This is a genomic window from Massilia sp. CT11-108 (genome assembly GCF_047302915.1).
Taxonomy (GTDB): domain Bacteria; phylum Pseudomonadota; class Gammaproteobacteria; order Burkholderiales; family Burkholderiaceae_D; genus Telluria; species Telluria orientalis.
Genome location: NZ_JBKYMO010000191.1, coordinates 1 through 10,491, shown reverse-complemented (window position 1 = coordinate 10,491; position 10,491 = coordinate 1). Strand labels below are relative to the sequence as shown.

Sequence of the window (10,491 nt, the reverse complement as noted above, 5' to 3'; positions counted from 1 at the left end):
AAATGCCCAGCACCAGCAACAGGCAGCCCACATAGACCACTTTCTTGCCGGGCGACGCGAGCGGCATAGCGGCGGGCCGCTTCTTCCCGCAGCGACGGGTCGGCGAGCGCGGCGCGCAGGCGCATCCATTCGCGCAGGCCGTGCTCGTCGTCGGCCGGGATGCGCAGGAAGCTGAATTGGTCGGACGGATTGTTGCGCACGCCGGCCAGGTACACTTCATGACCGTCCAGGGTCACGGGCTGCATGTAGTTCAGGAATTCGCGCGCCTGGCCCGTCTTGTCGCGCAGCTTGTATTGCACGCTGGGACCGACGTTTTTCAGGTCCTTGTTGCCCACGTTCTTCGCGGCCGAGCCGGAGTGCTGGGACAAGGTCTGGGCAAACTGTTCCTCAAGGCTCTTGCCCTTGGTGACGGCGCGCGCATCGTTGTTCTGGCTCGTGTTCTCGACGTTGAACGGACGGAAGCCCGACCACTCGACCGAATACACGTCGGCGCCCTGCTTCAACTCGGTCGCATTGCCGACTTCGCCATCGAACGAGAACGATTTGTCGCTCGTGCCCGTCATGGGCCAGCCCGTCAGCTTGAGCTTGCTGCCGCCATCCTCGAAGCTGGACTGGTAGACGGCAATGCCGCGGTAGATCAGCGGCTCGTTGACCTTGATGGTGGCGGGGAACGCCTTGCCCGTCTCGTGGTCGCGGATCACGACTTCGCTGGCGAACAGCTTCGGCATGCCCGTCGAGTAGAAGTCGATGATGAATTTGCGCAGCTCGATCGTGAACGGCAGATCCTGCACGAGCACGCCGTCGGCCTGCTGGAGCAGCGCCGTGTCGCTGGCCTGGCCTTCTGGAATCATCGTGTTGCCGCGGAAGGTCGGGTTGCCGAGACCCAGGCGGTGCTGCGGTGGGATGGCGGAGATGAGGCCCGTGCCGGCATACGGCGTCTTGCCCATGAACCATTGCTGGAAGCGGATAGGCAGGTTCGAATCGAGCAGGCCGCCCAGCAGGATGACGATGATGGCCGTGTGCGCGAAGATGTAGCCGAACTTGTTGCCGGCGCCCTTTTTCGCGGCGACGAGCACGCCGCCCGCCTTGTCGACCATCTTCGTTTTATAACCGGCGTCGACGAGGCGGGACGCCGTCTGCTGCGCGAGCGGGACCATGTCCAGCGGCGCCGTCCATTCGCTTCGGTGGTGGAAATTGCGCAGCGATTCTTCGCGCACGGAATCGCGCCAGCTCCGCATGTCGCGGATGAACTTGGGCGCATTGCGCGCGATGCACAGGCTCGTGGACACGATCAGGAACGCGAGGATCAGCAGGAACCACCAGGCCGAATAGACCGTGTACAGGCTGAGCTTGCGGAACACTTCGAACCAGAACGGCCCGAACTGGTTCACGTAGTCCGGCATCGCCCGGTCCTGTTGCAGGATGGTGCCGATGATGGCGGCAATCGCGATCATGACCAGCAGGGTGATCGCGAAACGCATCGAGGACAGCAGTTCGACCGTTTCCGCTACGCCGCGCCGGCGCGTCTTCAGTTCAATTCCGGTGGTACTCATCGACTTTCACTCTAGACACAACATTCATTGAGGATACAACAAAAGGGCGCACCGCTTGCGCGGCCGCCCTTCCCTGTTGTCCTGCTTTTTTTATTGTAGGCCGATTATTCGGCTCTATTCACTCTGACCGGCTGATACCGGGTATCACTTCAGGCCGGCGATATAGTCCGCCACTGCCTTCATTTCGTCGTCAGACAGGCGCTTGGCCAGCGTGGCCATCTGCGGGCTGTTGCTGCGCCCGCCCGCCTTGAACGCCTGCAACTGGGCGACAGTGTAATCTTGGTGCTGGCCGGCCACGCGCGGATACTGGGCCGGGATGCCGGAACCGGTGGCGCCGTGGCAGCTGGCGCAGGCGGCCACGCCGCGGTCGGCGATGCCGCCGCGATAGATCTTGCGGCCCAGTTCCAGCGTGTCCTTGTTGCGTGCGGCGCCCTGCTTGGGCTGCTGCGTGGCGAGGTAGGCGGCGATGTTCTTCTTTTCGTCGTCGCTCAGCATCTTGGCGTACGTCGTCATCACGGGCTGGTTGCGGGCCGGCGTCGTGAAGTCGACGAGTTGCTTGTGCAGGTAATTGTCGATCTGTCCTGCCAGCTTGGGGTTCGTGTTGATGGTCGAATTGCCGCCGGCGCCATGGCACGACGCGCAGGCCGGCAGGCCGCGGGCATTGTCGCCGGTGTCGTAGAGGGAACCGCCCTTGGCCGGATCGGCCTTGGCGGCGGCCGGGGGCGCGTGGGCCGCGTCCGCTGCAAAAGCGCTGCCCACGATGAGGAAACTGGCCAGCAAGGATTTCACGATCGCCGCACATGCGGCCGGTTGGAACACACGATTCATTCAAGCACCCTGAAAAAGTCAAAGATAAACTTGCAGTTGCAGTGCAGCGGTCATGCTCGTGCCCCCGCGCCGGCAATGACGCCTTCAGGCTCGCCGGCGGCAGGTAACTCCCTATTGTACAATAGCCTTTGTTTCCCGCCCTCACCTTCGTTGTCTTTTTCGCTCCACTTCCCTCATGTCCAAACTCTGGCAAGCCCGTTTCTTCACGACCGTCAACCAGTTGCGGGATCTTCCCAAGACCCAGGTACCGGAAATCGCCTTCGCCGGCCGGTCCAATGCGGGCAAATCGACGGCGATTAATATCCTGACGAACCAGAAGGGCCTCGCGTTCGCGTCCAAGACGCCCGGCCGTACGCAGCACATCAATTTCTTCTCGATCGGCGGAGCGCACGTCGCCATGCACCGCAAGGATCCGACCAAGGTCGAGGAAATCGAGGGCCTGCTCGTCGACCTGCCGGGCTATGGCTATGCAGAAGTGTCGGGCGATGCCAAGCTGCACTGGCAAAGGCTGCTGGGCGACTATGTGCAGCGGCGGGAACAGCTGGCCGCGCTCATCCTGATCATGGATTCGCGCCGCCCGTTCACCGAGCTCGACATCCAGATGCTGGAATGGTTCGCCCCGACGGGCAAGCCGATCCACTGCATCCTCACGAAGGTCGACAAGCTCAACCGCAACGAATCCGTCAACACGTTGCGCCAGGCGCAGCAAGTGCTGGACAGCTATGTCGACGAGGAAGGCAACGGCTTCCCGTTCACCGTCCAGCTGTTCTCGGCGCTGAAACGCATCGGCATAGAGGAAGCCAACGACAAGATCATCGAACTGCTCGGCCTGGAGGACGATCCGGCCGATCCCGAACAATAACCTTTGGAACCGCCATGCCGATCATCACGCCTTCGCAATACCCCGCCGTGCGCATGCGCCGCATGCGCCGCGACCCGTTCTCGCGCGCCCTGATGCGCGAAAACGTCGTCACCGCCTCCGACCTGATCTATCCCGTGTTCATCCTCGACGGCCAGAACCAGCGCCAGCAGGTCGCGTCGATGCCGGGCGTGGAGCGGCTGTCGGTCGACCTGCTGCTGAAGGTGGCCGAGGAAGCGGTCGCGCTGGGCATCCCCGTGCTCGCGCTGTTCCCCGTCATCGAGGCATCGCTGAAGACCTATGACGGCGTGGAAGCGACGAATCCGGACGGCCTCGTCCCGCGCGCCGTGCGCGAGCTGAAGCGCCACTTCCCGCAGTTGGGCATCATGACGGACGTCGCCCTCGACCCGTACACGACCCATGGCCAGGACGGCCTGCCGGACGAAAACGGCTACATCGTCAACGAAAAGACGATCGCGATGCTGACGCGCCAGGCGCTGGCCCAGGCCGAGGCCGGCGTCGACGTCGTCGCCCCGTCGGACATGATGGACGGCCGCATCGGCGCGATCCGCGTGGCGCTGGAAGAGAAGGAACTGATCCACACGCGGATCATGGCCTACTCGGCCAAGTACGCGTCGGGCTACTACGGCCCGTTCCGCGAAGCCGTCGGTTCGGCCGCCAACCTGGGCAAGGCCGACAAGAACACGTACCAGATGGACCCGGCCAACAGCGACGAAGCCCTGCGCGAAGTGGCGCTGGACATCGCGGAAGGCGCGGACATGGTGATGGTCAAGCCGGGCATGCCCTACCTGGACGTCGTGCGCCGCGTGAAGGACGAATTCAAGGTGCCGACCTTCGCCTACCAGGTCAGCGGCGAGTACGCGATGCTGCAGGCCGCGTTCCAGAACGGCTGGCTCGATCCGGACAAGGTCATCATGGAGACCATGATGTCGTTCAAGCGTGCCGGCGCGGATGGCGTGCTCACCTATTTCGCGATGGATGTGGCGCGGCGCCTGAAGGCCGCGGCATAAAACACGCTTGAAACGTTACACATCGTTCATGTGTGACATTTCGATAGCGTCCGGCAATCCTGGATCGGTAACATCTCCAGTTTTATGCCTGCCTTTCCCAAGGATTCCCGGACGTCCCCCTACCGCTGGCTGATCCTGGCCGTCGCCACCGTGCTCCAGGCCGGCGCGGCGTTCGTCACGCAAGGTATCGCCGTGCTGGCCGGGTACCTGCAAAAGGATCTGCACCTGTCCGCCACCCAGGTGGGCCTGCTCATCACCGCCTCGACCGTGGCGCCGATCTTCACCCTGCTCTTCGTCGGCGACCTGCTCGACCGCAAGTCGGAGCGGGCCATCATCGGCGCGGGCATGCTGATCATGGCCCTCGGCCTCGTGGGCGCGTGCGTGGCACCCGGTTTCCTCGCCTTGTGCGCCGCCCTGTTCGTGATCGGCATGGGCTACAGCACGGTCCAGCCGGGCGGTAGCCGGTCGGTATCGCAATGGTTCCACGGCCATCAACTGGGGATCGCGATGGGCATCCGGCAGGCGGGCCTGCCGCTCGGCGGCGCCGCGGCTGCGGCGGCCTTGCCGTTCCTGGTCGGCGTGCGCGACTGGCGCGCCGCCTTCCTGTTCAGCGTCGCCGTCGTCCTGGCTTCCGGCTTGCTGTTCTGGGCGGTCTATCGTCCGCCCACGCTGGCGGACCGTCCCGGCAAGCGTGCCGTGCTGACCGTCTTCTTCCTGGTCCGGATGGTGCGTCAACGGTGGATGCAGCGTGTCGTCTGGTCCGGCATGGCCCTGGTCGGCACGCAATACGGCATCGTCGTCTTCCTGATGCTGTTCCTGCGCGACCGGTTCGGCCTGCCGTTGCGCGAGGGCGGCTGGATGCTGCTGTCGATGCAGCTGTGCGGCGGCGTCGGCCGCATCGTCCTGTCGATCTGGAGCGACCGCTGCGGCAAGACCGGCGACCGGTTCGTGCCCGTGGCGGTCAGCATGCTGGCCACGGGCATCGGCCTGCTTGCCCTGATCGGCCTGCCCGTCGACGCGCCGCGATCCTGGCTGTTCGGGCTGATCGCCGTGCTCGGTTTTTTTGCGCTGGGCTGGTATGGTCCCTGGGTGACCTATATCGCGGATTCGGCACCGGCGGACAGCGTCGGGCTGGCCCTCGGCGCCGCCATGACCGTCAATCAGATCGCCATCGTCCTGACGCCGCCGGCGCTCGGCATGCTCCACGATGCGGCGCGCGATTACGATGCCGTGTGGAGCATCTTGATCGGATGGATCGTGGCGACGCTCGTGCTCCTGCACGTGCTGGGCCGGTTCCACAAGCCGCAGGCGGCCGCGGCGGGCCGGCCGTAGGCTCAGCGGGCTTTCTGGTTCGCGGCGATACACGTACACCGTCGTGTCGTCCAGCTTTTCGATTTCCCGGTGCATCGTGCGGCACGGTGCGCAATCCACGTCGGAAAAGATCGCCACGGCCCGGTTGCCGTTGCCGAATTTGTAGGCCAACGTTTCTCGGATCTCCACGGTGATATTTATTCGCGGCGAAACGAAACGTCGAATGCCTGCGCCAGGAAAGCAACCAGCGTGCGCACGCGCGCCGACTGCTGCCGGTGCTGCGGATAGACCGCATAGATGTCCGCATCGGGCGTAAGGAACTGCGGCAAGACCTGCACGAGCCGTCCGCTGTCGAGGTAGCGCGCGACATCCCATTCCGCACGCAGCAGGATGCCGTGGCCGTCGAGCGCCCAGTTGACCGCGGTTTCGCCGTCATTGGTCGCCAGGTTGCCGCGCACCTTGACGGTTTCGCCGGGGCCGTCGGCGCCGTCCCGGTGCAGGCGCCACGTCCCGTGGGCGTCGTCGCCTTGGCGGATGCAGATGCAGTTGTGGCGCGCGAGGTCGGCGGGACTCGCCGGCGCGCCGCGGGCCGCGAGATACCCGGGCGACGCGCACAACAGGCGGCGGTTGTTCGCCAGTTTCTTCGCGATCACGCGTGCGTCGGCGGGCGCGCCGAACCGGATGCAGACGTCGAACTGGTCGTCCGTGAGGGGCGGCGGCCTGACCGACAACTGCAGCTGGACGTCGACCTCGGGATACCGCAGCGCGTACTGCGAGATGGCGGGGGCGACATGAAGACGGCCGAAACCCAGCGTCGCGTTCACCCGCAGCTGGCCCTTCGGCTGGCCTTTCGACGCGCCCAGCAACTGGTCGAGGTCGGCGATATCGTCCAGGATGCGCCGGGCGTGCTCGAGCAGGACTTCGCCATCGGGCGTCAGGCTCATGCGGCGCGTCGTGCGATTCACCAGGGGCAGGCCCAGCCGTGCCTCCATCTGCGCCAGGCGCTTGCTGACGGCGGCCGTGCTGACGCCGAGCTCACGCGCCGCGCCGCTCAGGCTCCCGCAGGTTGCCAGCGACACGAAAAACCCCAGCTCGGCCGGCTGTAAGCCCGTACTCATCCCGATTCTTGATCCCAGGTTAAAGATGCATTGAGTCTAGCCATGCTGTTTCCGTTCGTCCAGCACCTACAGTAGCGCCACATCATCGAGACAGGAGACAGGCACCATGAAGACATATCGGATCGCAACCATTCCCGGCGACGGCATCGGCAAGGAAGTCGTGCCGGCGGGGCGCGAGGTACTGGAAACACTGGCCGCGGCGGGCGCCGGGTTCAGCGTCGAGTTCGAGGACTTCGACTGGGGCGGCGACTATTACCGGCGCCACGGCGTCATGATGCCGGCCGACGGCCTCGACGCGCTGCGCGGCAAGGACGCCATCCTGTTCGGCTCGGCCGGCGACCCGGACATTCCCGACCACATCACCCTGTGGGGCCTGCGCCTGAAGATCTGCCAGGGTTTCGACCAGTACGCGAACGTGCGTCCGACCCGCATCCTGCCCGGTATCGACGCACCGCTGAAACGCTGCGCGCCGCAGGACCTGGACTGGGTCATCGTGCGCGAGAACTCGGAGGGCGAGTACGCGGGCGTGGGCGGCCGGGTGCACCAGGGTCATCCGATCGAGGCCGCGACCGACGTCTCGATGATGACGCGGGCCGGGGTCGAGCGCATCCTGCGCTTCGCGTTCCGGCTGGCGCAGTCGCGTCCGCGCAAACGGCTGACCGTCATCACCAAGAGCAATGCGCAACGCCACGCGATGGTGATGTGGGACGAGATCGCGCTGCAGGTCTCCAGGGAATTCCCGGACGTCGCCTGGGACAAGGAACTCGTCGACGCCGCGACCGCCCGCATGGTGAACCGCCCCGCAACGCTCGACACCATCGTCGCGACGAACCTGCACGCCGACATCCTCAGCGACCTGGCCGCGGCCCTGGCCGGCAGCCTGGGCATCGCGCCGACCGGCAACATCGATCCGGACGGCCGCTATCCGTCGATGTTCGAACCGATCCACGGCTCCGCCTTCGACATCATGGGCCGTGGCCTCGCCAATCCGATCGGCACGTTCTGGTCGGTCGCCATGCTGCTCGACCACCTGGGCGAGTCCGGCGCGGCGCTGCAGGTGATGCGCGCGATCGAAAGCGTGACCGCCACGCCGTCGCTGCACACCCGCGACCTCGGCGGGACGGCGACGACGGCGGACGTCACGCGGGCCGTGTGCGGCTTCCTGGCGGGGCAGGCGGTTCGTGCCGCATAACATGCCGAACCGGGCCTGAAAAACACAACATCCCCCAACTTGCGCCCCCCACGACGGCCGTTCCCGCCGGCGCTTCGCGCCTACGATAAGGAGATCCATCGTCCCAACCGATCTTCGAGGAGCGTTCTTCATGGGGAAGCACATCTACAACATCGCCGTCATCCCGGGTGACGGCATCGGCAAGGAAGTCATGCCCGAGGGCTTGCGCGTGCTCGATGCCGCCGCCAGCCGGTTCGGCATCCGGCTCGAATACAAGCACGTCGAATGGGCCAGCTGCGACTACTACGCGGCCACCGGCAAGATGATGCCCGACGACTGGAAGGCGCAGTTGTCCGGCATGGACGCGATCTACTTCGGCGCCGCCGGCTGGCCCGCCACCGTGCCCGACCACGTGTCGCTGTGGGGCTCGCTGCTGAAATTCAGACGCGAGTTCGACCAGTACGTCAACCTGCGCCCGGCCCGCCTGTTCGACGGCGTGCCCTGCCCGCTGGCCAACCGCAGGCCGGGCGACATCGACTTCATGATCGTGCGCGAGAATACCGAGGGCGAGTACTCGTCCGTCGGCGGCATCATGTACGAAGGCACCGAACGCGAAGTGGTGATGCAGCAATCGGTCCATTCGCGCATCGGCAGCGACCGCGTGCTGCGCTTCGCCTTCGAGCTGGCGCGGCAGCGGCAACGCAGGCACGTCACGGTCGCCACCAAGAGCAACGGCCTGGCCGTCAGCATGCCGTGGTGGGACGGGCGCGCGGCGGCGATGGCGGCGCAGTATCCCGACGTGGACTGGGACAAGCAGCACATCGACATCCTGTCCGCGCGCTTCGTGCTGCAGCCGCAGCGCTTCGACGTGGTGGTCGCCTCGAACCTGTTCGGCGACATCCTGTCCGACCTCGGTCCCGCCTGCACCGGCACGCTGGGCCTGGCGCCGTCGGCCAACCTGAATCCGGAACGCGCCTTCCCGTCGCTGTTCGAGCCGGTGCATGGCTCGGCACCGGACATCTACGGCAAGAACATCGCCAATCCGATCGGGATGATCTGGTCGGGCGCGATGATGCTCGACTTCCTCGATGCCGGCGGCGGCCCCGGGCGCCAGGCCCACGACGCCATCCTGGCCGCCATCCAGCAGGTGCTGCGCGACGGCCCGCACACGGCGGACCTGGGCGGCCAGGCCTCGACCACGGAAGTGGGCCAGGCCATCGCGGCGGCAGTGGCGGTGGCGGGGGCATGACCATGGACACCGCCACGCGTTCCGCCTATCCGATCGACGTCGCCTTCCCGGACCTGCGCCCCTACGCCGCCGGCAACGGCGGCATCCCGTACCTGTACACGTACGACAGCGGCGTGCCGGGTCCGCACGTGATGGTCAACGCGCTCACCCACGGCAACGAGGTATGCGGCGCCATCGCCGTCGCGGACCTGCTCGGCCTCGGCATTCGCCCGCGCCGGGGCAGGCTGACCCTCGCATTCGCCAACGTCGAGGCCTACCTGCGCTTCGACCCGGCCCATCCCGACGCCTCGCGCTTCGTCGACCAGGATCTCAACCGCGTATGGACCGCGGCCATCCTCGACGACGCTGCCCGCGATTCGTCCGAACTGCGCCGCGCGCGGCAATTGCGGCCCGTGCTCGATACCGTCGACTTCCTGCTCGACCTGCATTCGATGCACGAGCGCTGCGCGCCGCTGTCGGTCTGCGGCCCGCTGGACAAGGGCATCGCGCTGGCGCGCCGGCTCGGCACGCCAGCCTGGATCGTCAGCGACGAGGGCCACCCGGAAGGCCGGCGCATGCGCGACTATGCCGGCTTCGGCGATCCGGACAGCGAGAAGAACGCGCTGCTGGTCGAATGCGGCCAGCACTGGGAAGCCGGCGCGGTGGACGTCGCCCGCGACGTCACGGGCCGCTTCCTGCTGCTGCACGGGGTCGTCGAACCGTCCGACCTGCCGGCCGCGTGGCTGCAGCCGCAACCCGCCGCCACGCGCGTGGTGCGCGTCACCGAGCCGGTGGTCGCGTCCAGCATGGACTTCCGCTTTGCCGCCGACTACACCGGCCTGGAAACCTTCCGGGACGCCGGTGCCGTGATCGGCTGGCGCGACGGCGAGCCGGTCACGACGCCCTATCCGGACTGCGTGCTCGTCATGCCGTCGCTGCGCCAGTTGCGTCCCGGCGTGACCGTCGTGCGGCTGGGACGGTTGCTGGGCTGACCCACGGCACAACATGCCGCCGCGGCGCGAAATACGCAATTTCCGCCGCTTCGCCGCCCGCCGTCCGTACGATCCTGCCGCGGGGTCGGGCCTACCATGAAACGGTGCCGCGTTCTTTGCCGGCCCTTTCCGCTTCCACATAAGGACTCAAGACCATGTCTCTGACACTGACCCGTACCGACCTGCTCAAGGAGCACAATTTCATCGACGGACAATGGCGCGACAGCAGCAGCGGCGTCCGCTACGACGTCGCCGACCCGGCTTCGGACGACTGCTTCGCCACCGTGCCCGCCAGCGGCGCGGACGACGCATTGCTGGCCGTCGCCGCCGCGCAGGCCGCGCTGCCGGACTGGCGCGCCTCGGCCAGCGGCTTGCCCTGTTCGCGCGAAATGAGCTTCGC

Annotated in this window: 10 protein-coding genes; 7 read left to right on the top strand and 3 right to left on the bottom strand. The window is 66.3% G+C overall.

The window, feature by feature from the left end:
* Both ACEN88_RS16275 and ACEN88_RS16270 read right to left on the bottom strand, forming a co-directional pair.
* Positions 1–1,553: cytochrome c biogenesis protein ResB (locus ACEN88_RS16275; protein WP_413341178.1), on the bottom strand; the 1,553-nt coding region annotated here is incomplete at its 3' end.
* A gap of 144 nt (positions 1,554–1,697) precedes the next feature.
* Complete coding sequence (locus ACEN88_RS16270) at positions 1,698–2,381, bottom strand: c-type cytochrome (protein WP_413341176.1); 684 nt, start codon at positions 2,379–2,381, stop codon at positions 1,698–1,700.
* Between the two features lie 175 nt (positions 2,382–2,556).
* On the opposite strand from ACEN88_RS16270, the gene yihA reads away from it, so the two are divergent.
* From yihA to ACEN88_RS16255, 3 genes are all read left to right on the top strand, one after another.
* Entirely contained in the window at positions 2,557–3,243 is a 687-nt protein-coding gene (gene yihA, locus ACEN88_RS16265) for a ribosome biogenesis GTP-binding protein YihA/YsxC (protein ID WP_413341174.1), read from the top strand.
* A 14-nt stretch (positions 3,244–3,257) separates the two neighbouring features.
* Complete coding sequence (hemB, locus tag ACEN88_RS16260) at positions 3,258–4,271, top strand: porphobilinogen synthase (protein ID WP_056126520.1); 1,014 nt, start codon at positions 3,258–3,260, stop codon at positions 4,269–4,271.
* A gap of 84 nt (positions 4,272–4,355) precedes the next feature.
* Complete coding sequence (locus tag ACEN88_RS16255; RefSeq protein WP_413341173.1) at positions 4,356–5,603, top strand: MFS transporter; 1,248 nt, start codon at positions 4,356–4,358, stop codon at positions 5,601–5,603.
* A 176-nt stretch (positions 5,604–5,779) separates the two neighbouring features.
* Here the strand turns inward: ACEN88_RS16255 and ACEN88_RS16250 are convergent, their stop codons facing one another.
* Positions 5,780–6,700, bottom strand: a complete 921-nt coding sequence (locus ACEN88_RS16250; RefSeq protein ID WP_413341171.1) for a LysR family transcriptional regulator — start codon at positions 6,698–6,700, stop codon at positions 5,780–5,782.
* Positions 6,701–6,806: 106 nt separating this feature from the next.
* Between ACEN88_RS16250 and ACEN88_RS16245 the strand changes: the two genes are divergently transcribed.
* From ACEN88_RS16245 to ACEN88_RS16230, 4 genes are all read left to right on the top strand, one after another.
* Positions 6,807–7,892 (top strand): tartrate dehydrogenase, encoded by a 1,086-nt coding sequence (locus ACEN88_RS16245; protein WP_413341169.1) that lies wholly within the window; start codon positions 6,807–6,809, stop codon positions 7,890–7,892.
* Positions 7,893–8,022: 130 nt separating this feature from the next.
* A complete protein-coding gene (locus ACEN88_RS16240) occupies positions 8,023–9,120 on the top strand; it encodes a tartrate dehydrogenase (RefSeq protein ID WP_413341167.1) in 1,098 nt (365 codons plus the stop codon).
* Positions 9,117–10,091 (top strand): M14 family metallopeptidase, encoded by a 975-nt coding sequence (locus ACEN88_RS16235; protein WP_413341166.1) that lies wholly within the window; start codon positions 9,117–9,119, stop codon positions 10,089–10,091. The genes ACEN88_RS16240 and ACEN88_RS16235 overlap by 4 nt, the downstream gene beginning before the upstream one ends.
* A gap of 155 nt (positions 10,092–10,246) precedes the next feature.
* Positions 10,247–10,491, top strand: a 245-nt coding sequence (locus tag ACEN88_RS16230) for an aldehyde dehydrogenase family protein (RefSeq protein WP_413341164.1), incomplete at its 3' end; no start/stop codon positions are given.

Excerpts from the sequence above, each read along its gene's own strand:
- ACEN88_RS16250 (WP_413341171.1), bottom strand. The coding sequence starts at position 6,700 with ATGAGTACGGGCTTACAGCCGGCCGAGCTGGGGTTTTTCGTGTCGCTG.
- hemB (WP_056126520.1), top strand. The coding sequence starts at position 3,258 with ATGCCGATCATCACGCCTTCGCAATACCCCGCCGTGCGCATGCGCCGC.
- ACEN88_RS16245 (WP_413341169.1), top strand. The coding sequence starts at position 6,807 with ATGAAGACATATCGGATCGCAACCATTCCCGGCGACGGCATCGGCAAG.
- ACEN88_RS16235 (WP_413341166.1), top strand. The coding sequence starts at position 9,117 with ATGACCATGGACACCGCCACGCGTTCCGCCTATCCGATCGACGTCGCC.
- ACEN88_RS16255 (WP_413341173.1), top strand. The coding sequence starts at position 4,356 with ATGCCTGCCTTTCCCAAGGATTCCCGGACGTCCCCCTACCGCTGGCTG.
- yihA (WP_413341174.1), top strand. The coding sequence starts at position 2,557 with ATGTCCAAACTCTGGCAAGCCCGTTTCTTCACGACCGTCAACCAGTTG.
- ACEN88_RS16270 (WP_413341176.1), bottom strand. The coding sequence starts at position 2,381 with ATGAATCGTGTGTTCCAACCGGCCGCATGTGCGGCGATCGTGAAATCC.
- ACEN88_RS16240 (WP_413341167.1), top strand. The coding sequence starts at position 8,023 with ATGGGGAAGCACATCTACAACATCGCCGTCATCCCGGGTGACGGCATC.